This is a genomic window from Mesonia sp. HuA40 (assembly GCF_008017835.1).
Taxonomy (GTDB): Bacteria; Bacteroidota; Bacteroidia; order Flavobacteriales; family Flavobacteriaceae; genus Mesonia.
In genome coordinates, this window is record NZ_VRLT01000028.1 from 87518 (window position 1) to 111486 (window position 23969).

The window sequence follows — 23969 nt, forward strand, 5'->3', positions numbered from 1 at the left end:
ATTATATCTTTTCTAATGTATTATTATTTCTTCTCAATTGTAGAACCAAATGTTGGTTGCTCTGCAAGCCACGCTTGGTATTCATCCTCTTCTTCCACTACAATCTTCATCTGCATATTGTAATGAGAAACCCCACAAATTTTATTACATAATAAGTAATAATCGAACTCATAAGGATCTAATCCCATTTCGCCTTGAGCTTCTAACTCTTTTGTTCTTTGTTTCCTAATCTCATTAAGTTCTTTAACTTTATCTACCATATAATCGGTAGTACGCATTTGTTCTGTAGTTAAGGTTGGTGTAAAGCCAAACTGAGTAATCATACCAGGAACCACATTCATTTGTGCTCTATGAAATGGAAAATAAGCAGAGTGCAACACATCTTGCGATCTAAATTTAAAGAGTACCTTTTTATTAACTGGCAAGTGTAATTCTGTTGTAATTTTATCATCCATTGCATAAGGATCACTTTCATCTACTCCTAAGGTGTTGATTCCCTCGATAAAGCGCACATTGGCTTTTCCTAAGGTATTATCCTCACCAGAATAACGTGCTTTCCAACCAAATTGATAAGCATAAACCTCTATTACCAATGTATCTTCATCTTCGTCAACAAACATAATATCAGACCAAGTAAATAATCCGTAAATTATAAGGCCCGCCAATACGATAACAGGAATAATTGTCCAGATAAATTCTAATTTATCATTATCTGCATAAAATAGCGCTTTTTGACCTTTTTTACCTCTATATTTCCAACCAAAATAATGCAACAAGAATTGAGTAATCATTTGTACAAAAATGATAACACCCATACTTATAAACATTAGCCGGTCATAATCTACCCCGTGTTCTGAGGCAGCTTCTGGAAGATACAATTTTGTATAATTCCAAAAATTATAAAACATAAAAACATACAAGAAAACCGTAAAGGCCATCAATAAATAGGCTTGGGTTTTATTGTCTTTATCTGAAGCAATACTAGAATCATCACTAGACACAGGCTTCGATAATTTCAGGATTTTTGACATTTGCCAAAAGGTCAATCCCAATAAGGCTAAAACAGATATGATTAAAAATACAGTCATTTTATCGTAGTCTTTAACTTTTTAAATTTTAATAATGAAAGTGTTCACTCTCTTTAATAAACGGATTTCTTTTTGCTAGTAGGGGTGCTTTAGTTAATGCGTTAAATACAACGAAAGTAAATAATCCTCCAAAGAAAAGTACCGCACTTATTTCTGGTACACCAATAAACCAAGATTCCCCAACGGTTGCTGGCATTACCATAGTATAGATATCTAGATAATGACCAACTAAAATCATTATACCGGTCATAACAATAAACCAATTAATTCTTTTATACTCACTATTCATTAGTACCAACAAAGGAAATAGAAAGTTAATAGCTACCATTCCGAAAAATACTAAGTTGTATTTTTCTATTCTAGTAACGTAATAAACCACTTCTTCTGGGATGTTTGAGTACCAAATTAACATAAACTGAGAGAACCATAGGTAAGTCCAAAATATACTAATACCGAACATAAACTTACCTAAATCGTGAATGTGACTATCATTTACATAGGGAAGGTAACCTCTAGACTTAAGGTAAATGGTAACCAAAGCGATTACGGTAATTGCCGAAACAAATAAACTAGAGAACACATACCAGCCGAACAAAGTACTAAACCAGTGCGGATCTAAACTCATAATCCAATCCCAAGACATCATCGATTCAGTAACAATAAAGAATACTAGAAAAGCTGCAGATAACTTAAAGTTTTTTCTATAGTAGCTGTTATCATTAGCTTCATCTTGTTTTAAAGAATTTTTTCTTAAAAAGTATCTAAATACATTCCACCCGATAATATAAATGGCAGCCCTAATCAAAAAGAATGGAACATTTAAGTAAGAAGATTTATTCTGGATTATTTCATCGGTGGCAACTACATCAGGATCCATCCAAATAAATAAATGATTAAGATGAACACCAGACAAAGCCAAAAGAATAAATACAATTATACTACCTGGCAACAAGTAGGCAGTTATAGCCTCCATGACCCTAAATAGTACTGGCGACCAACCGGCCTGTGCCGCATATTGAATCGCATAAAAGGCTAGGGCTCCTAAGGCGATCATAAAGAAAAAGAAGGCTCCCACATAAAGTGCGGCCCAAGGTTTGTTTTGTAATTGATGAAGAACATGTTCTGCGTGTTCGTCATCGTGCGCTGCATCTCCATGATGGGCAACTGAATGCTCTCCCGCGGCCATTTCATGATTACCGTGATGCTCTTGAGCAGCTAAAATCTCTTTTACTTCTTCAATCGAGGTAGGTGCAGTTGCAAAGGCATAAACCAATCCTATTGCCCCTAAAATCATAAAGATTATAGCTGTTATTTTTAATTTACCAGATAGCGTGTACATATTAATAGATAATAATGCGGTTATTCTTAATTATTTTCTTCTTTTGATAGGTTTTGGTCAGCCGAATCTTGTGCTTCATTATTGGCTTTATCTCCGGCAATTCCTGCTTTTTCCCAATGGGCAATTTCGTCTGCAGTCATGAAATCTCTTTTAGGCTTCCCTTCAAGTTCATTTTTAAGGTCCATCACATAATGTACGATTTGCCAACGTTCTTTCTCATTAGTTTGAGCCGCATATGACCCCATACTATTTAATCCATAATAAACCACGTGATAAGTAGAACCTTCGGTAATTGCTCTTCCCATATCATCATAAGAAGGCACCCCTAAAATTTTCTCTCGATTCACTAAAGTTCCTTTACCATCACCTTTATCGCCGTGACAGATTGCACAATATATGGTATACAAAGCTGCCCCTTCATTTACATTCTCTTCTGTATAAGGAAGCGGATTTTTAAGCTCGGCCTTTGCAGCATCAAAACCATCTAAGTTATTTTCGTATTCATAAGGCATCCAACCTCTTGGAACCGTACCTTCTGCTGGTAATTTAGCTTCTTGCCCGTTCACAAAAATATCATATTCGCCGTAAGCTTCATACCCTACAGGTTCATACATATCTGGGAAGTATTGATAATTTCTGTCTTTCTCACCAGCACAAGATGCTGCTATTAAAGATAGACCACAAATACTCGCTAGTTTAAATAAACTTCTCATAAGGCTTATTTGTTTATTAAATTAACTTCTAATGCCCCAGTATTCTTAAAGAATTGAGCCATTTCTTCTATGTTATTATTCTCGACTAAAACTTCCATTAAAAACAAATCATCGGTTGTTCTTACATCTGGGTTTTCAGCTTTTTTAAAAGGCCATAACCTACTTCTTAAGTAAAAAGTAATTACCATTAAGTGAGCCGCAAAAAATACCGTAAGCTCAAACATAATTGGAATGAAGGCAGGAAGGTTCTCTAAGAAAGAGAAACTTGGTTTACCTCCTATGTTTTGTGGCCAGTCTTCGATCATAATAAAATTCATCATCAAGATGGCGACCGTCAACCCTACTAATCCATAAAGAAAAGAAGTAACTGCCAAGCGGGTGTGTGGTAAACCCATCGCTTTATCTAGTCCGTGAACAGGGAAAGGCGTAAAAACCTCTTCGATATGATAATGCTTAGCACGGGTATCTTTAACCGCTTGCATTAAGATATCATCATCTGTGTAAATTGCATGAATCTTTGTTGATGCCATCTTCAATTAGTTATTTTTTAAGTTAGTTGCCTGTCCAGACCAATCCTTTCTATCTGCTTGCCCATCGTAATCGACAAGTAATTGATCTAAAAGTGCATAATCCTCATTTGTCATTTTACTGATTTGATCATAGGTAAAAACCCCTATTTGATGTAATTGATGCGCAACATTTACCCCTATCCCATCAATCTTTGTTAAATCATCTTGTTGTTGGTTCGCCGCATCAAATCTTCCAATTCGATCTAAAAGCTGTTGCACCAGGAGCTCTTTATTTTGAGCTATTGCTGATTTTGTCTCGGGCGAATCTATAACAACATTAACCATTTGTTCTTTCGGCAATTCATACAATTTTACATCATCACCATGTGCTGCACGCATATTCTTATAACGATCTCCAGATGACTTCAAAATGGTTTTTACTTCGGCTTGAGCAATTACTGGGAAGGTCCTCGCATACAATAAAAACAATACAAAAAAGAATCCGATGGTACCTACAAAAATTCCAATATCTACAAAAGTTGGTGAGAACATTGTCCAAGAAGACGGCAAGTAATCTCTGTGTAAAGAAGTTACAATAATTACAAATCGTTCAAACCACATTCCAATATTTACAACAATCGAAATAAAGAATGAGAACATGATACTTCTTCGTAACTTAGGGAACCACATAAATTGTGGAGAAAATACGTTACAAGTCATCATCGCCCAATAAGCCCACCAGTAAGGTCCAGTTGCTCTATTCAAAAAGGCATACTGCTCAAATTCTACTCCAGAGTACCAAGCAATAACCAGCTCGGTAATATAAGCCACCCCTACTATTGAACCCGTAATCATAATTACGATATTCATCAATTCAATATGCTGTACAGTAATATAATCTTCTAATCCAGACACTTTTCTCATAATGATCAAAAGTGTATTTACCATTGCAAATCCTGAGAAAATTGCCCCTGCAACGAAGTAAGGGGGGAATATGGTAGTGTGCCATCCAGGAATAACAGAGGTAGCAAAGTCAAACGATACAATAGTGTGAACCGAAAGTACTAAAGGAGTTGCAAGACCGGCTAATACTAAAGAAACCTCTTCAAAACGCTGCCAGTCTTTGGCTCTACCCGACCAACCAAAGGCCAGTATAGAATAAATTCTCTTTTGAAAGGGTTTAACCGCACGATCACGAATCATAGCAAAATCTGGAAGTAAACCTGTCCACCAGAAAACTAAGGATACAGAAAGGTATGTTGAAATTGCAAATACATCCCATAGTAGCGGAGAGTTAAAATTAACCCATAAAGACCCGAATTGGTTAGGAATAGGTAAAACCCAATAAGCCAACCAAGGTCTACCCATGTGAATAATTGGGAACAATCCTGCTTGCACTACCGAGAAGATAGTCATCGCTTCTGCAGAACGGTTAATGGCCATTCTCCATTTTTGCCTAAACAATAATAGAACAGCTGAAATTAAGGTTCCGGCGTGCCCGATTCCTACCCACCATACAAAGTTGGTAATATCCCAGGCCCAGCCTACGGTTTTATTTAGACCCCAAGTACCAATTCCGGTAGAAACGGTGTAAGTTATACAACCCAATCCCCAAATAAAGGCTACTAAGGCAATAGAAAAGACAATCCACCAAGATTTGTTAGCCTTTCCCTCAACCGGCGCAACAACGTCTAATGTTACATCGTGATAGGTCTTATTCCCGGTAACTAGCGGCTTTCTTATAGGTGCTTCGTAATGAGACATAGTATTTTTAAAATTAATTCTTTACTTAATTAAACTTCTGATGTGTTTCTAATTTTAGTCTGATAGAAAACATTCGGCTTAGTACCTAAGTACTCTAACAAATGATACATTCTATCGTCTTGCTTATTCTTATAAACTTCACTCTCTTCGTTATTAATGTCTCCAAACTGAATAGCACCAGTACCACAAGCTTGAGAACAAGCTGTTTGGAACTCATCTTTCTTCACCTCACGACCCTCACGCTTAGCGTCAAGAATCGTTTTCTGAGTCATCTGAATACACATTGAACATTTCTCCATAACCCCTCTAGAACGAACCGTCACGTCTGGGTTAATCACCATTCTACCTAAATCATTATTCATATTATAGTCAAATGAATCGTTTTGGTTATATCTAAACCAGTTGAAACGACGTACCTTATAAGGACAGTTGTTTGCGCAATAACGCGTACCCACACATCTATTATAAGCCATTTGGTTTTGACCTTGTCTACCATGAGAAGTTGCCGCTACAGGACAAACTGTTTCACAAGGCGCATGATTACAATGCTGACACATAACTGGCTGGAAAACTACCTGCGGATTACCCGAAGCCTCTTCTAGCTCACCAAATCCTGAAAGAGAGTCTCCTAAACCATCAAAATTGTCTTTTTTCTCTAAATCCTCAACAAAGGTTTCTTCCGAAGAGTAATATCTATCAATACGCAACCAGTGCATATCTCTACTTTTTCTAACCTCTTCTTTACCTACAACCGGAACGTTGTTCTCACTATGACAAGCAATCACACAAGCACCACAACCGGTACAAGCATTTAAATCTATAGAAAGATTAAAATGATGCCCTACACTTCTATCAAATTCTTGCCATAAATCAACTTCAGGGGAATTTACAGAAACCGGTTTATGATCTAAAGAAACATGCGGAATAGCGTTCCAATGATCTTTATCTTTAGTATTAAAAATTTCTAAAGTGGTTTCTTTGATTATATCGCCACTACGTCCCATTAACGTTTTATGCAATTGCACACAAGCAAATTCATGCATGCCACTCGCCTTCTCAACACTAATATTTTGAACAGAATTAAAATCTTTATATAATGGGAAAGCATTAACTCCCACCTGCATTTCACTCTGAATAGCTTCTTTTCTGCCATACCCAAGAGCTAAACCTAAGGTTCCCACTGCTTGACCCGGTTGAATAATTACCGGTACGTTTTCTATAACCACGCCATCCAAGCTTAAGTTTGCATAGCTACCGTTTAAACCACCATCAGCAACATGTTCATTTACAAACCCCAAGTTTTCAGCATCTGCCTTTGATACGGTTAAATAGTTATCCCAAGATACTCGCGTTAACGGATCTGGAAATTCTTGTAACCAAGGATTATTAGCCTGTCTTCCACTGCCCATTCCGGTTTTTGTATACAAGTGAAGCTCTAAACCATTGGTTTTTTCAGCCTTCGCTAGACGATTGGCCGCATTAGAAATGCTTACATTAGCCACAAAGCCTTCACTTGCTTTTAAGTCAGCTCCTGTACTAGAAGTAAATACTCCATCATGCAGTGCAGTAGCCCAATTGGTGCCACCTAAAATCCCTTTACAAGTCTCTTTTATATATTTATAATAATTCTCTTCTTTTCCTAATAAACTCAACAATACGTCTTGAAATTGCTTAGTAGCAAATAACGGTCGTATGGTTGGTTGGGTTAAACCGAATTGAGTTTTGGTAAAACGTACATCTCCCCAACTTTCTAAATAATGAGGTTCCGCCCCAACAAATGCACAAAGTTTTGCAGTTTCATCTAGTCGCTCAGCGAAAGCTACAGAAACATCTACATTTGCCAAAAGAGAAGCAAATTCATCTCCATTAGGCAAAGTAAATACAGGATTAACCCCCGCCATTATCACCGCACCAACAGCACCCGCTTTAAGATCGGCTATAAGACCTTTTACTTCAGCTACATTTCCTTGCTTGGTAAGTTTCGGATCATCTGTACTCATCACCTTACTTCCTAAGGCTTCATTTATAGCCATCACAAGCAATTGAGCATCAACATCCTGAAGACCAGATACTACAACTGCACCAGAACCAGCTTTACGCAACTGCTCTTTAGCTTTTACTACAACATCATCTAATTTCGCAGGTAATCCACTAGTTGATTTACCCGAAACATATCCGTAAAGCGCCGCTAAAACTTGTTTTTGCTCTGCGGCGGTAACCATTACACGCTTATCAGCATTAGCGCCAGTCAAAGACATATTAGATTCAAAATGAACATGTCTTGACATCTTGCCATCTTTAGGAATACGACCCTTAGCATAACCTGAATCGTAACCACCACCTTGCCAATCACCTAAGAAATCTGCACCAACAGATACTATCACTTCGGCTTTTGCAAAATCGTAATTTGGCATGGCTCTATAACCATATTTTTGCTCAAAAGCGCTCAACACAGCATCTTCTGCAACATCATCATATATTACATGACTTGCATTAGGGTAAGCCAGTTTAAACTCTTCCATCAAACGCTCTGTAGATGGACTAGCAAAACTCTGCGTCAAGAAAACAATTTTCTTCCCAGCAATAGCATCTAAACGCTTCTTTAAATCAGATTCAAATGTTTCCCAAGAAACAGACTCACCACCTACCATTGGGCGCTGCAATCTATTAGTATCATACAAAGAAAGCACCGAAGCATGAACCCTTGCATTTGCTCCCGGACTCATTTTATCTAAGCTATTATTCTCAATTTTAATTGGTCTACCTTCACGGGTTTTAACCAATACACTAGAGAAATCAAATCCGTTAGCTATTGTTGTCGCGTAATAATTCGCTACTCCAGGAACAATTCTTTCGGGCTGAACTACATAAGGAATAGACTTTACAACCGGACCTTCACAAGCTGCTAAAGATGCTGCTGCTGTACTAAAACCTACGAATTTCAAAAAATCTCTTCGAGAGGTCTTAGAACTCTCCAAAGATTCTTTATTTCCCAAGAACTCATCTGTAGGAATCTCTTCTACAAACTCGTTTTGCTGAAGCGTCTCAACAATAGAACTATTATCTTTTAGCTCCTCAACACTTTTCCAGTATTTCTTGTTTGATGACATATATAAAATAGATATTAACTGCTTAATAAATTAGTAATGACATTTTCCACACTCCAGCGCTCCCATTTGAGCAGCCGTCAAGGTTTCAACACCATATTTCTTTGATAATTCTTCGTGAATCTTTTCGTAATACTCATTACCCTGCATATTCACTTTTGTATCTCTGTGACATTCTATACACCACCCCATAGTTAAAGGCGCGTGCTGCCTCATAATCTCCATTTCCTCAACAGGACCGTGACATTTTTGACACTCGATACCCGCCACAGTAACGTGCTGAGAGTGATTAAAATAAGCTAAATCTGGTAAATTATGAATACGAACCCATTTTACCGGCTTCTCTTCTCCTGTATAGGATTGCGTAGCTGGATCCCAACCTACGGCATCGTAAAGCTTGGCTATTTCACCATCATAAAATTCTTTAGAATACTCTTCTGTTGCCGTTTCCGGAGCAACCTCTGCAATTGACTTATGACAATTCATACAAACATTTAAAGAAGGAATACCTGAATGCTTACTCACACGAGCAGAAGAATGGCAATACTTACAATCAATACCATTGTCGCCCGCGTGAATCTTATGCGAATAATGAATAGGCTGCACAGGCGCGTAACCTTGATCTACACCTACCTGCATAAAGAAACCATATACATAATACGAACCAACTAGTAAAAGAACTACCGTAGTGACAATCACTAAAAACTGGTTCTCTACAAACGCCTTCCAAATAGGCTTCGAAGTTTTTTCGTCTTTTTCAATAACCACACCATTTGCCTCTGCAAAACGCGTTAGTGTTTTGTTTACCAAAAACAAAACCACCAAAAGCAATAATAACACAAAAGCCAAAATACCTAAAACAACCTGGGTAGACACTCCTGCACCACCCCCTTGACCGGCCTCCGCAGCGCCTTCGGTAGCAACTGCCACTTTAGGCTCAGGTTTTGGCTGCTCTACATAAGCCAAGATATTATCGATATCAGAATTGGATAATTGAGGAAAGGCATTCATCGCCACTTTGTTATATTCTTCATAAATCGCAACCGCTTGAGGGTCTCCTGCTTCAATCATTGCCGAACTATTCTTAATCCAAGAATACAACCACTCTTTTCCTCGTTTTTCAGTCACCCCATGCAAAGCAGGACCAATAGCTCGCTTATAAGGCTTATGACAAGCGGCACATAGACTATTAAACAAATCTTTACCAGCACTCACATCACCTTCTAAACCAGCCTCATCGACCGGGGTGGTGTTCTCTTCTACCGAAGGACTATCGGCAGCATCTTGTGCAAAAGAGGGGTTAGAAAAGAAAAATAATGCTGCTAGAGCGAGCAAAAGGAATCTTGAATTTGAATGGCGCATTTTCACCTTTTTCATATTACAGTTGAATTAACATCTTTAACTTGATATACCTTTCACAATAAGGCAGTTACCTCTAAACAAGCCTGAATACTGCGAAAATCAATAGCAAAAGTAACACTTATCACGCATTTTAAAAATGTTAGCTAAGTGTTAATACGTAATTTATACCAGTTCTAAATAATAAATTTCATTAAAAATAGTTAGAAAAGTATATTTTTGTGTAAAATTAGAATTATGATCGAAAATGTAAAAGCGTATAAGCCCTTATTTTTAGGAGTTTTTATGATAACCACGCTAGGCATAAATGCGCAGGAAAGAACACTTAAAATTGAAGCAGATCCACTGATACAAGAGTTAGTGATTTTAAAAAATAAAATGGTTGAAACCAAAGAAATAAATGATCGCTATATTATACAATTATCGGCTGATGCTACTTTAAGTGAAGCTGAAAAAACTCGAGCTAAACTTCAAAAAGAATTCCCTGAAATGACTTCGAGTATAGAATATCAAGCCCCCAATTATAAGGTTTGGGCTGGTAATTTTAGAAATAGAATAGAAGCTGATAGAGCTTTTAGAGATCTCAAAGAAACTTTTAAGAAAGCATTCGTTTTTAAACCGCGGTCATAGATCAAAAATAAGCTTAATAAAAAAAGGGATTGCGTTTGCAATCCCTTTTTTTATTAAGAATTAAACAGTTAACTATTTAAGTTTCTTCTTCACTGCAACTTCTTGATATGCTTCTACAATATCACCTTCTTTGATGTCGTTGTAGTTCTTAATTTGCAATCCGCAGTCATAACCTTTTGAAACTTCTTTTACATCATCTTTAAATCGTTTTAAAGACGCTAAAAGTCCGTCATAAATTACAACACCATCACGTATCAAACGCACCTTACTGTTTCGGTAAATTTTACCATCGGTAACCATACATCCTGCAATGGTCCCAATTTTAGAAATTTTAAAGGTTTCTCTAATTTCTGCTGTACCGGTTACCTCTTCTTTCATTTCTGGAGATAACATTCCCTCCATTGCATCTTTAAGATCGTTTATGGCATCATAGATAATAGAATAGGTTCTGATATCAATCTCTTCTTTCTCAGCCACCTGTTTAGCATTACCCGCAGGCCTTACATTAAACCCAACTATAATAGCGTCAGATGCTGAAGCTAACAACACATCACTTTCGGTAATAGCACCTACGCCTTTGTGAAGTATGTTAATTTGAATCTCTTCGGTTGATAATTTTTGGAAACTATCTGTCAAGGCCTCTACAGAACCATCCACATCCCCTTTAAGGATAATATTTAACTCCTTAAAGTCGCCTAATGCAATACGTCTTCCTATCTCATCAAGGGTAATATGTCTTTGTGTTCTCACGTCTTGCTCGCGTTGCAATTGCGTACGTTTACTAGCAATATCTTTAGCCTCTCTTTCATCGCGCATAACACTAAATTTATCACCTGCCTGCGGAGCACCATCAAGACCAAGGATGGAAACCGGAGTAGAAGGACCCGCCTCCTTTATTTTGTTTCCACGCTCATCGTGCATCGCCTTGATTTTACCACTTGTAGTACCTGCCAATACATAGTCACCTATCTTAAGTGTACCACCTTGAACTAATATGGTAGAAACATATCCCCTACCTTTATCCAAATAAGCTTCAACAACAGTACCTGTAGCCAATTTATTGGGGTTCGCTTTTAATTCAAGCAACTCAGCTTCTAGCAATACTTTCTCTAGTAATTCCTTAACCCCGGTTCCTTTTTTAGCAGATATATCTTGAGATTGTATTTTACCACCCCAATCTTCTACCAGTAGGTTCATTCCGGCTAATTTTTCTTTGATTTTTTCTACGTTTGCAGTAGGCAAATCTACTTTGTTTATCGCAAAAATTATAGGCACTCCCGCTGCTTGTGCGTGAGAAATAGCTTCTTTTGTTTGAGGCATCACATCATCATCGGCTGCAATAACAATAATAGCAATATCGGTAACTTGTGCTCCACGTGCCCGCATTGCGGTAAACGCTTCGTGACCTGGTGTATCTAAGAAAGCAATACGCTTGCCATTATCTAGCTCTACACCGTATGCTCCTATATGCTGGGTTATACCCCCACTTTCGCCTGCGATTACATTTTCTTTACGGATATAATCTAACAACGAAGTTTTTCCGTGGTCAACGTGCCCCATTACAGTTACGATAGGCGATCTACTTTCTAAGTCTTCTGGTTTATCTTCCTCTAGTTCAATAGCTTCTTCCAAGTCGGCAGTAACGAATTCTACCTCATAACCAAACTCTTCTGCTACAATACTTAGTGTCTCGGCGTCTAAACGCTGATTCATTGTCACCATCATTCCTAGCGACATACATGCTGAAATCACTTTAGTGACCGGAACATCCATCATCGTCGCCACTTCAGATACAGTAACAAATTCAGTTACCTTTAGCGTTTTGCTTTCTAGCTCTTGCTGCTCTTGTTCTTGTTCTGTCTTTTGACGGTGTTGATCTCTTTTATCTTTACGATATTTAGCTCCTCTACCCTTATTAGATTTACCTTGAAGTTTTTCTAGGGTTTCGCGGATTTGCTTTTGTACTTCTTCTTCGGTAGGCTCTTCTTTCACCACTGGCCTTCTAGCCTTATTGCCTTTTTTGAAGTTTCCTTTTTTCTTACCTGCTCCTCCTTTAGAAGGATCTTTAGCGATACGCTTGCGTTTCTTCTTTGAATTAGAAGTATTTTTATCGTCCTCCTTCTTTTTAGCCGGTTTTTTCTTAAATTGACTTAGATCAATTTTTTCACCCGTAAAATTAGGACCATCTAATTTCTTGTAATTTGTTTGAATACGCTCTTCTGGTCTGGGCTCATCTGTTTCACGCTCCTTTTTGGCCTTAGATTGACCTGCCTCATTAGACTGTTTATTTGTTGCCGAAGTTTCTTTTTTCACTTCTGACTTAACAGTTTCTTTAGACTCTTTTTTACTATCAGCTTCTTTTTTATCAGCCGATTTATTTAAGTCAATTTTACCCACTTGCTTTGGACCATCTAGGCTAGCTTTAGCTCTAACAATACGCTCTTCTTCCTCCTGGCGTTTTCTTTCGCGTTCTTTCTTCTCCTCCAGTTTACGCAATTTCTCTTGTTGTTCGCGCTCTCTAGCCAAACGGAGTTCTTCTTTTTCCTTTTGTTTTTCTTTACTCACTTCTTTAGAAGCCACTTTTTTACTTTTATCAGTTTGAAATTTTTCAAAAAGCACTTGGTAAACTTCCTCCGAAATTTTTGTTGTAGGACGTGCATCAATCTCATAACCCTTAGACTCCAAGAACTCCACAGCCCGGTCTAGTGATATATTAAATTCACGTAATACTTTGTTTAATCGCATATTTTTCGCTTCAGCCATAAATTGCCTCTAAATTAACCTCTTTATTCTTATTATGTCTTAAAATTTTAAAAAAATCTTACTCAAATTCTTCTTTCAAAATTCTTATAACTTCTACTATCGTCTCCTCTTCAAGATCGGTAATTTTAACCAAATCATCCACATCTTTTTCAAGGACACTTTTTGCTGTATCTAAACCGATTCTTGACAATTCATCAATGATCCAAGATTCGATTTCATCTGAAAACTCACGTAACTCTACATCTTCTTCTTCGCCATCTCGGTAAACATCAATCTCATACCCGGTTAGTTGTCCGGCAAGTCTAATATTGTGTCCTCCTCTACCAATGGCCTTAGAAACCTCCTCGGGTTTTAAAGTAACTTGAGCACGTTTATTTTCTTCATCCATTTTTATCGACATCACCTTTGCTGGACTCAAAGCTCGCGTTATCAATAATTGAATGTTATTGGTGAAATTAATCACATCAATGTTTTCATTTCCTAATTCTCGAACAATCCCGTGAATTCTAGATCCTTTCATTCCCACACAAGCTCCAACTGGATCTATCCTGTCATCATAGCTATCTACAGCTACCTTAGCTTTTTCTCCAGGTACGCGCACCACTTTTTTAATAGTAATCAACCCGTCAAAAACCTCTGGGATTTCTTGTTCGAACAATTTCTCTAAAAATTCAGGCGCTGTCCTAGACATGATAATGATAGGCTTATTACCTTTAAGCTCTACGCTTTCAATAACACCTCTCACATTATCACCTTTTCTAAAGAAATCTGATGGGATTTGTCTGTCTTTTGGCATCACCAATTCGTTGCCCTCATCATCTAACAAGATTGCCGCACGATGCCTAATATGATGCACTTCGGCGGTATAAATCTCTCCCTCAAGATCTTTAAACTGCTTGTATATATTTGTGTTATCATGTTCGTGAATCTTGGATATTAGGTTTTGTCTAAGCGCTAAAATCGCTCGCCTACCTAAATCAATCAATTTCACCTCTTCTGAAACATCTTCACCCACCTCAAAATCTGGCTCAATTTTTCTAGCTTCTGTCAAAGAAATCTCTTGATTGTCATCCTCAACCTCTCCATCGGCCACCACAATACGGTTTCTCCAAATTTCTAAATCGCCTTTATCTGGATTAATAATAATATCAAAATTATCATCTTGTCCAAATCGCTTTTTCAAGGCATTCCTAAAAACGTCTTCCAGAATCGCCATTAAAGTTACACGATCTATTAATTTATTATCTTTAAACTCTGAAAATGAGTTGATTAAATCGATATTCTCCATATCTAATTTAGGTTAAAATGTTATCATCACTTTTGCTTCTTTTATCTCTTCCAGTGGCACCCATACTTCTTTATTTACTGTATGCTTGCCTTTTCCTACTGGTTTTGGCTCTCTAGCTTTCCAACTCAATAGTATTTTATCATCCTCAACTTGATCTAGATTACCCTCTAAAACACCTTCTTCTGTGGTAACCTTTAACTTTCTACCTAAATTTTTCTTGAATTGCCTTGGTAATTGCAAAGGGGCTGTTACCCCAGCCGAGGTTACTTCTAAAGAAAAATCCTCCTCCTCACGATCTAAGTTATGTTCTATTTTTCGACTTACAGCAATACAATCATTCACACTCACCCCCTGGTCACCGTCAATCACTACTTGAATTTGATTGTCTGCTTGTATACTTAAATCGATCAAAAAAAGCGAAGGGTTCTCAGCAAGGGCTTCCTCTATTAATCCCGCTACTATTTCTTGCTTCATAAAACGCTTTTCTAGTTATAAAAAGAGGGGACTTAAAGTGTCCCCTCCTATATTTTTTTGTTTACAATGCAAATGTAATAATATTTTCTCACATAATAAATTAGAAACCAACGAAATTATTTGTACTTTTAAATTTTATTAGCACAAACAGACAACTAAAACAACACAAATGAAAAAAATTCTTGTCCCAACAGATTTTTCTGATCAAGCTGAAAATGCCTTAAAAGTAGCGGCTCAACTAGCCAAAAACTATAATGCCGAGATATATTTACTACACATGCTTGAGCTTCCAGCTCAATTGATTGACCCCACATTAGACGGCAATCCTAACAGTTTACCCGAGGCAATTTATTTTATGAAATTAGCCCGTAAACGCTTCTCAGATGTTTTAAACAGTGATTATCTTAAAGGATTAACGGTTTACGAAACGGTTCAATTTAACGAGGCTTTTGAAGGAATTATGACTTTCTCAAACGAAAATGATGTTGATTTAGTAGTCATGGGTTCACATGGAGCAAGCGGCTTTAAGGAAATCTTCATAGGCTCAAACACAGAAAAAGTGGTAAGAAACTCAGACATCCCTGTATTGGTTGTAAAGAACGAATTGGAAGTAAGCAAGGTTAAATCTATGGTTTATGCCACTGATCTTATACCAAAAAATAGAGATTCTTTCTTGGAAGCAGTAAATTTCGCCAAGAAAATGAATCTTGAAATGCACGTAGTATACATTAATACTGCAAATAAATTTAAAACTGACGAATACATCAATAAGAAAAAAGCTGTTTTCTTTAAAGATGTAGATTTTGATAATTATTCTTTTGATTTATATGGAGCGGAATCTATTGAGAAAGGAATCTTAAAATTTGCTGCCTTTAAAAAAGCCTCTCTTATAGGCGTGAGTACTCATGGTAGAAAAGGGATTGCACATTTCCTAAACGGAAGCATCAGTGAAGATCTTGTAAATCACGCTAAAATACCTGTAATTACTTTTAAAATTAAAGAACAAGATTAAAGCAACTCCTTTTTAAGGCCTTTTTGTAAACAACGCCAATAGAAGTTCCAAAAAGATTTTGTTTTATCTCTTTGCACACCCGTAACCTCGACAGGCTTACGGGTTTTATTTTTGTTATTTACCAAGATATTAGCCAACCAACTCATCACCTTCTTTTCTTTCCCATTGTTCTTAAGCACATCAAATTTAAGTTCATCATAATTCATAATCATTTCTCCTGATGCCTCATTTCGGTTACCGCTAAAATTATAGTGCAAAGCATCAATACTACCATCAGCCTGCACACCCAAAGCCGGAATAAAAAATTTATTTATTTGGTAATCTTGCACCTCCCAAGCGCTTCCTTTAAATTGAAAAGCATCGGTAGAATCAGCTACTAGGAATGAGTACTTAAAATCTAACTTAGAAATCCCAGTAAATTCTGCTTTCAGCTCAAGCTTCGTTTCATTTCTAGAGTTGAAACTAGCTTTACCTCCGACTAAATTTTTAATAACCGCACTTACCTTTTCAAATGATACCTCACCCATTTCATCTTTTCCTAACTTTTCTTGATATTTAATAAAAGTTTCATGAACGTCTACCGAATCTATTTTAATATTAAAAGGCAGCTTACGTAACATCTCACTGTATAGCTTTTTTTGCCGCACATCATCTTTAATTGTTTTATCTCTATAAATTTGCAAATCTCCCTTTTGTATGGCCACATTGGGTATGTATAAAGAAAATATTTGACCAAAGGAGTATTTTAAATCTTTACAGGTGACACGCTCAACTTTTAGATTTATCAAATCTTTTTCGTAAGGTATGTGATTCACATACTCCGCCCTAGAATATTTAGGTGTATAAGTTAAATTATTTATTTGTAGTTGCGAGTCATTTAAGTCAAGTCTCTGCAGTTTTAAGTCTTGAAGGGTGTTTACATTTAAAAACAAATCTAGAAGTTCAAAACGATAGCTATCATAATTAATAGGTATAACTTGTTTCACTGTTTTATTATTAAGCACAACATTATTTATAGATAAATTTATTTGATTTACCTCTGCTTTTAGCCGATCTTGCTCTAGCCATTTAAAGCTACCCTTCTGCAAATGCACTTTTTTCACCCGAATGGCATTCATTTTCATCTCCTTTTCCGCTTTCTTTTCAGGAATTGATTTATTACTCACCCATACAATTTTAGGTTGGTCAATTTGAATTTCGTCAATTGCCAACACATTCTCAAATACTAATTTTAAGATTTGTACCCCTTTCACCTGAATTTCCTCTACCTCAAAAACAGGATCATCTCCCTTTTTATGCCAATAAAATTCAGTTAATCGTGCAGTTCTTTGCCACAGCCTGACATCAAGTTCTTTAAATACAAGCTCTCCACCTAAAAGCCCCTTGCTTAAATGTTGCTTTAATCGAAATTCGATATACCATTGCGTTCCAAAATAACTTACTCCAACAAGTAAAATTCCGAGAAATATATATTTTAAAGTTTTACTAGCCACTCCACTATAATTTTACTCTCTAAGATATGAAAGCACAATCATCCTATACGTTAAATTAAGATTAATTGGGAATATTTTAGATGTATAACAAGGCTTGAGACACTATCTTTAAAGAAAAAAAATGTTGCTACGTATAGTTTTTATTATCTTTATTCTAGGCAGCCACTCTGGTTTTGCTTACTATACTTTGTACGCAACTAATAATTTATTTACAAAATTTACCTTCTTTCTTTCAAGCGTTATTCTCATTTGCCTACTTATTCTAAAGGCAAATAAGTATATTTTTGATGATGCGTTTGAAGATAACAATGAACCAACCCGATGCGAAATTGAAAATACGGCTGAATTGCATTAGTGCACAAGTCAAAAAATCGCCAATCCAAACCTAAAGACTGTTTATTAAATAAAAAAATGATTTTCTAATTTAAAGTCTCCACTAAAGAATTATACCTAATTAAATATAAGCAAATCTGCATATAATTTCGATGCCACAATAAAAGCATTTAGAGCAAGGTTAAAGGGAGTAAGAATACCCGAATTTTTCTTGTTTCGACTCGAAAAATTATTTGCTTAAAAACCCAAAAACCCAGAAAATGGTCTTGATCCAAAATGGTCTTGATCCGTCTTGACCCATTATAACCGTCTAAAAAGAAAAAAATCCCAACTCTAAATGAATTGGGATTTTTGTTGGCCTACTAGGGCTCGAACCTAGACTCTTCTGGACCAAAACCAGACGTGTTGCCAGTTACACCATAGGCCAATGCTTGATTGCGGTTGCAAATATAAAGGAAAGTTTCAATTGTCCAAAACAAAATTTAATTTTTTTTAAAAAAATTTTCTTCAAACAATATTTAGTACCTTCGCCAGTATTATTTTTAAATGCAGATAAAATAAATCGATAAATTTTTAGTTGCAAAGCCAAGCTTACAATATAAAACTCAATGAAAGAATTTAATTTTACTTTTTGGAACAAAGCCTTAGGTTGGATTAGCTTTTTTATAGCACTCACCGTATACACTTTAACCCTAGAACCCACTGCAAGTTTTTGGGATGCAGGCGAATATATTGCCACCTCGGCCAAATTACAAGTTGGACATCCGCCAGGAGCCCCGCTTTTTCAAATGATGGGCGCTTTTTTCTCTACCTTTGCCCCCGATGCCGAAACGGTAGCCTTTACTGTAAATATGCTATCGGCTTTCTCTAGTGCTTTTGCTATTCTATTTATGTTTTGGTCTATAACGCTATTGGTTCAAAAAATCAGCGGACAAGCAGAACATTTAAAAACGGGTGAAAAAATAGCGGTACTAGCCAGCGGATTAGTAGGTTCTTTAGCCTTTGCCTTTACCGATAGTTTTTGGTTTAGCGCCGTTGAAGCTGAAGTATATGCAATGGCCAGTTGCCTTATGGCGATTCTTTTTTACGTAGGCCTTTTATGGGAGCGCGATATGTTTAAACCCAGAGGTAATCGTTGGTTAATTTTAATCGCTTTTATCATAGGGCTTAGTTTTGGTGTTCATTTTATGGGCTTACTTACCATTCCTGCTATTGGCTTTTTATACTATTTTAAAAACGTAAAAAATATCACCGTTAAAAACTTTATCATTGCAAATCTAGTAGTGGTAGGTATTCTAATGTTTATATTCAAATTACTTTTACCTTACTCGCTGGCGTTTTTTGGTGAAGCCGAGGTGTTTTTTGTCAATAGTCTAGGTTTACCTTTTAACTCGGGAACTATAATTGCAGCGCTAGCTTTGGTGGCTTTCTTTTATTTTGGACTTAATTATACGCGAAAGCAAAATTATATTCACATCAACACGATTTTACTTTGTATTTTATTCATTTTCATAGGATTTTCATCTTGGATCATGCTCCCTATCCGTGCCAACGCAGGAACAGTAATCAATGAAAATAGACCCGACAATGCTCGTGAACTACTCGCTTATTATAACCGAGAGCAATATCCTGAAACTAAATTGTTTTACGGACCCCAGTTTACCGATATTTTTGGCAGCCTAGATGCCGATAATCCTTATATAGATGATAAACCCAAATATGAAGAAAACGAGACTACAGGAAAATATGAAATTGTAAACAACTGGAAAAACGCCAAACAAAATTCTAGTAAAGAGCATAAAACTTTTTTACCTCGTATGTGGAGCACAGAACATATGGCCAATTATATGGAGTACACGGGACCCATTGAATTTACCATAAATCCAGAATACCAACAAGAAGAACAATTAATTCAAACGGTAAACCAATTTAAAAAAGAGTATGCGCTAGGCCGGTTAAATAATGAAGACTACATCAGTTTTTTAAAGCAATTTAGTCCGTACCTCGTAGTTCAAAAACCTTCAGACATTTCAAACTTTAGGTATTTAATCGAGTTTCAAATAGGCTATATGTATTGGCGTTACTTTATGTGGAATTTTGTTGGAAAACAAGATGACATTCAGGGTCGATTAAACGATTTACACGGTAACTGGCTTAGCGGAATCGATTTTATAGACGAAATACGCTTAGGCACTCAAGCTAATTTACCAAGTGATGTTGAGAACAATAAAGGTCGTAATACCTATTTTTTCCTTCCTTTGATTTTAGGCCTTATCGGATTGCTTTTTCACGCACAAAGAGAAGTGAAAGGCTTTTGGGTCTTATTGGTTTTCTTCTTGTTCACAGGAATTGCTCTAAAAATATACCTCAACGAGCGCCCCTTTGAACCTCGAGAAAGAGATTACGCCCTGGTAGGTTCTTTTTATGTATTCGCGATGTGGATTGGAATGGGGGTTTACGCCATTTACCATAAGCTACGAAATTATATTCCAAGCAAAATAGCTGCTAGCAGTATTGGGTTGGTATGTCTATTGGCAGTTCCCGGTGTTTTAATTTCACAAAATTATGACGACCATGATCGTTCAGACCGATATACTGCTCAAGCCATGGCTAAAAAATACCTCGACTCTGTAGATGAAAACGCCATTTTATTTACCATTGGTGACAACGATACTTTTGCTCTATGGTATGTGCAAGAGATTGAAAATTACCGAACCGATGTTAGGGTGATTAATACCAGTCTTTTTGCAACCGACTGGTATATTGATCAAATGAGGGTTAAGGCTTACGAAAGTGAACCCATTCGCACTACCCTTGAAAATAAAAATTACCGCTACGGGACCAATGAGTATATTCGTTACTCCCCAGACCCAAGACTTTCAGACACGTTAATGATTAGCGACTGGCTAAAGTATATTAAAAGTGACCACCCTAGCACCCAAGTTGAGTTAGCCAATGGTCAGTTAATAAATACTTTTCCCGCCAAAACCCTACGCTTACCCGTTAATAAAGAAAATGCATTAAGCAGCGGTTTGGTTAAACCCGAAGACGCAGATAAGATTGTGCCTTATATAGATATAGAAATCAACAGTGAGATTCTTTATAAAAACAGATTGCTTATGCTCGATGTAGTGGCTAATACGCAATGGAAACGTCCTGTGTATTTTACGGGAGGGAGTTTTGGCGAAGATGATTATTTATGGATGAAAGACTATCTGCAATTAGACGGGGTTTGTTATAAGCTTGTTCCTATTAGAACCCCAGTAGATCCTAAAGATCCGTTTTCTATGGGGAGAATAGATCACGAAAAAATGTACTCAATTGTAACCAATTGGGAATGGGGCAACAGTGGTAGCGATAAAATCTACCACGACCCAGAAACCCGTAAAAATGCAATCACTTACCGCAGTAATCTAGCACGCTTAACAGAATCTTTGCTAGCTGCAGGAGAAAAGGAGAAAGCGCTTGAAATTATCAATTTAGCCATGGAGAAAATGCCGCTTGATAAATTTGGGTATTACTCATTAGTAGAACCCTTTATTGATGGTTATTATAAGGTAGGCGAAAAACAACTGGCTAGAGATTTATGGAATAGAACTGCAGAAAAATACCAAGAGTATTTGACTTACTATAGTCAGCTTGATTTAGAACGCCAATATATGCTAGGAGATGAGATTGTAATTAACATTCAGCGTTACCGAAGTCTTATCGATTTATTGGTTATCAATCAAGACGAAGAAATATTCGAAGAAAAGGTTAAAGCATTCAACAAACACCTCACTTTGTTTAATCATTTTTATGGAGACGATGAATCTATGCTAGAAAACGAATCTCTAGAAGAGTCGAGTAGCCTGGAAGAAGGTGATGCCCAACCTAATCTACCAGATGATAATTTATTGGTTAATCCTGACAGCTTACCCTTATAGTTTGAAATGATTATTGATGCAGTTGCTCAACTTGGTAAATTGATTTTTCCCAAACGTCTATGGCATATGCCACGCGAGGAAAAATCAATTTATCTTACTTTTGATGATGGGCCAATTCCTGAGGTAACCCCATGGGTCTTAGAGCAATTGGCAAAGTACGAGGCTAAAGCATGCTTTTTTTGCATAGGAGAAAATATAAAAAAGCACCCCCAGGTATTCAAAAAAATCATAACCCAAGGCCATCGCGTGGGCAATCACACCTACAACCATTTAAACGGATGGAAAACCAATAATAAGATTTATATAGAAAACACCGAAAAGTGCGAGAATTATATTAAGTCTTCATCAAATCAAAAACTGCTTTTTAGACCACCCTATGGAAAGCTTAAGGCTAAACAAGCAAAACGTATTGCTCAAAGCCATCAAATTGTTATGTGGGATATTCTCAGCTTAGATTATAAACCAAATATTTGCATAGACAAACGTTGGGATTACATCAAAAAAAATACACGCCCGGGTAGCATTTTAGTATTTCACGACAGCTTGAAAGCCGAAAAAAACCTCAAAAAATTACTCCCTAATACCTTAGAGTATTTCTCTAATGCAGGATATCGTTTTAAATCACTTCCTTAAATCCGAAAAGGAGAAAATTGTTTTAATTTAAAGGTGTTTAAAAGTAAATACTCAAAAATACTCGATGATTTTCACGGCTATTTTATACCAAGATCTTAAAAGAAAATGGTCTCGTGATTTCTGTTAGCTGTAAGATTTTACTCTAACGTTAAGCTAACCGAATAAATTCGAATGTTATTTCGACGTATTCCGCCACCGGCACTTATATAATGAGCATAGATTTGTATGTAGTCACCAGGATCTAAGGTTACCTTTCCTCCCAGCGGTACGGTTCGAACCCTTGTATCAGGATGACCACCCACTTCAGAGTAAATTTCTGTCCCAGATGGTATTCCTATAGGGGATCCATTACTGTCAAAAAGTCTAATATAGAAGGCGTGAATGGTAGCACCTCCATTAGAATTAGTAGATGCAGACTGATACGATAAGTTACCCGTTACTGTAAAGGTTCTAGGTTCTTTCCCTTCGTATACTTACACATTATTGGTACCGGTAACATTGGAAGTAGAGTTTGAAAAGCGAAAAAGCTGCCCAGCACTAATCTGAGCATCTATCGGTACCGCACTACTGACATTAAATGAAGGATTACTAGTGGTAGAGTTCTTTGTAATCTAGATGTTTCCCGAAGCGTTATTGTCTGATTCGCGAGGGATCCCTACACAATCTATATCCCAGTTTATATCGAAATTGTAACCAGCATAAGTGTTAAATCCCGAGTAGGGCTTTACAAAATCTCCTGAACCATTAAAAACAACATTCTTAATCACCCCCTTATTTAAGGTTGGATTGCTACTTACATCAATTCCCGTTGAACTAGCACCGACGTAAGAAAAACCGCTTGATTTTTGAATAAAATTAAACGTACCTGTAAAAGTTTCATAAGTACCGTTGTTATTAATTTGCCATCCTATGTAATTAAGAAGTAAGCTGTTTATGTAGGTATAAGTAATTCCATCTGCATTTCCGATGAACTGAAAAACATTAAAAAAAACTAGACCATAACCAGATACACTTCCAACCGAGTTAAAACCACTTACCACAACACTCTGTCCTATCAGACGTTCACTTGACGAAGCGGCCGTTAGATTAAACAGGTTTCCCGTTCCTGCGTTAATTAAGGTTACATTCCTTAAATTTCCAGAGCCATCACCAACGAACAGACTACTGCCACCAGAATAGTTTAAAACATCTTCATTGGTATCTTGCCCAATTAAGTAAGCTCCATTTAAATCTATACTGGCGCTTAAGGTAACGGTTCCGTTTATTTCATAGAGCGTTTGGCTGTCTAGCGTAATCACACCACCGCTTGGTGCGGGAAAATCGCTTTCACTTTTAACCAACACGTGATTATCGCGTTTGTTTTCACTGCTCAATAAGGCTAACCAGTTACTGGCGGTCTCATCGCCGGCATTGTAATAAAATTGGTTATTATCGGTATCAAATAGCAATAAAGAATTTGCAATACCAGTGGTTAGGGTATCGCGAGACGCTTAGGCTACCCTAGGTAATAAAACACCCGCAGCCTCACTTTGCACATA

General features: G+C 36.9%; 16 protein-coding genes and 1 tRNA gene. 4 read left to right on the plus strand and 13 right to left on the minus strand.

What is annotated here, in order from left to right; translation table 11 throughout:
* Positions 1-23: 23 nt before the first annotated feature.
* From FT993_RS05765 to FT993_RS05795, 7 genes are read right to left on the minus strand one after another with little or no spacing between them, the layout of a single operon-like run.
* Positions 24-1088 (minus strand): cytochrome c oxidase subunit II, encoded by a 1065-nt coding sequence (locus FT993_RS05765; RefSeq protein ID WP_147861591.1) that lies wholly within the window; start codon positions 1086-1088, stop codon positions 24-26.
* A gap of 28 nt (positions 1089-1116) precedes the next feature.
* Complete coding sequence (locus FT993_RS05770) at positions 1117-2427, minus strand: quinol:cytochrome C oxidoreductase (RefSeq protein ID WP_147861592.1); 1311 nt, start codon at positions 2425-2427, stop codon at positions 1117-1119.
* A 26-nt stretch (positions 2428-2453) separates the two neighbouring features.
* Complete coding sequence (locus tag FT993_RS05775) at positions 2454-3140, minus strand: cytochrome c (protein WP_147861593.1); 687 nt, start codon at positions 3138-3140, stop codon at positions 2454-2456.
* Between the two features lie 5 nt (positions 3141-3145).
* Positions 3146-3670 carry a DUF3341 domain-containing protein gene (locus FT993_RS05780; RefSeq protein ID WP_147861594.1) on the minus strand — a complete coding sequence of 175 codons (525 nt, stop codon included), beginning with the start codon at positions 3668-3670 and terminating at the stop codon, positions 3146-3148.
* A 6-nt stretch (positions 3671-3676) separates the two neighbouring features.
* Positions 3677-5413 (minus strand): NrfD/PsrC family molybdoenzyme membrane anchor subunit, encoded by a 1737-nt coding sequence (gene nrfD, locus FT993_RS05785; RefSeq protein ID WP_147861595.1) that lies wholly within the window; start codon positions 5411-5413, stop codon positions 3677-3679.
* A gap of 29 nt (positions 5414-5442) precedes the next feature.
* Positions 5443-8523 carry a TAT-variant-translocated molybdopterin oxidoreductase gene (locus FT993_RS05790; protein WP_147861596.1) on the minus strand — a complete coding sequence of 1027 codons (3081 nt, stop codon included), beginning with the start codon at positions 8521-8523 and terminating at the stop codon, positions 5443-5445.
* A 30-nt stretch (positions 8524-8553) separates the two neighbouring features.
* Positions 8554-9897 (minus strand): c-type cytochrome, encoded by a 1344-nt coding sequence (locus FT993_RS05795; RefSeq protein ID WP_147861597.1) that lies wholly within the window; start codon positions 9895-9897, stop codon positions 8554-8556.
* Between the two features lie 219 nt (positions 9898-10116).
* Here FT993_RS05795 and FT993_RS05800 point away from each other — a divergent pair, with 219 nt between their 5' ends.
* Positions 10117-10509: an SPOR domain-containing protein gene (locus tag FT993_RS05800; protein WP_147861598.1), complete on the plus strand. Its 393-nt coding sequence runs from the start codon at positions 10117-10119 to the stop codon at positions 10507-10509.
* A 72-nt stretch (positions 10510-10581) separates the two neighbouring features.
* Here the strand turns inward: FT993_RS05800 and infB are convergent, their stop codons facing one another.
* From infB to rimP, 3 genes are read right to left on the minus strand one after another with little or no spacing between them, the layout of a single operon-like run.
* Positions 10582-13272, minus strand: a complete 2691-nt coding sequence (infB, locus tag FT993_RS05805) for a translation initiation factor IF-2 (protein WP_147861599.1) — start codon at positions 13270-13272, stop codon at positions 10582-10584.
* Positions 13273-13330: 58 nt separating this feature from the next.
* Positions 13331-14560: a transcription termination factor NusA gene (gene nusA / locus FT993_RS05810; RefSeq protein ID WP_147861600.1), complete on the minus strand. Its 1230-nt coding sequence runs from the start codon at positions 14558-14560 to the stop codon at positions 13331-13333.
* A 12-nt stretch (positions 14561-14572) separates the two neighbouring features.
* Positions 14573-15034 (minus strand): ribosome assembly cofactor RimP, encoded by a 462-nt coding sequence (rimP, locus tag FT993_RS05815; protein WP_147861601.1) that lies wholly within the window; start codon positions 15032-15034, stop codon positions 14573-14575.
* 169 nt (positions 15035-15203) lie between these two features.
* On the opposite strand from rimP, the gene FT993_RS05820 reads away from it, so the two are divergent.
* Complete coding sequence (locus FT993_RS05820) at positions 15204-16046, plus strand: universal stress protein (RefSeq protein ID WP_147861602.1); 843 nt, start codon at positions 15204-15206, stop codon at positions 16044-16046.
* On the opposite strand, the gene FT993_RS05825 is transcribed toward FT993_RS05820, so the two are convergent.
* The gene (locus tag FT993_RS05825) at positions 16043-17539 is read right to left on the minus strand and encodes a hypothetical protein (RefSeq protein ID WP_147861603.1); all 1497 of its coding nucleotides are present in this window, start codon (positions 17537-17539) and stop codon (positions 16043-16045) included. The two genes, FT993_RS05820 and FT993_RS05825, sit on opposite strands and share 4 nt — an antisense overlap.
* 687 nt (positions 17540-18226) lie before the next feature.
* A tRNA-Gln gene (locus FT993_RS05830) sits at positions 18227-18299 on the minus strand.
* Positions 18300-18480: 181 nt separating this feature from the next.
* Here FT993_RS05830 and FT993_RS05835 point away from each other — a divergent pair.
* Positions 18481-21798, plus strand: coding sequence for a DUF2723 domain-containing protein (locus FT993_RS05835; RefSeq protein ID WP_147861604.1), 3318 nt, complete (start codon positions 18481-18483; stop codon positions 21796-21798).
* A 6-nt stretch (positions 21799-21804) separates the two neighbouring features.
* A complete protein-coding gene (locus FT993_RS05840; RefSeq protein ID WP_147861605.1) occupies positions 21805-22431 on the plus strand; it encodes a polysaccharide deacetylase family protein in 627 nt (208 codons plus the stop codon).
* Between the two features lie 611 nt (positions 22432-23042).
* Here FT993_RS05840 and FT993_RS05845 read toward each other — a convergent pair.
* A complete protein-coding gene (locus tag FT993_RS05845; RefSeq protein WP_147861606.1) occupies positions 23043-23879 on the minus strand; it encodes a hypothetical protein in 837 nt (278 codons plus the stop codon).
* Positions 23880-23969: the final 90 nt, after the last annotated feature.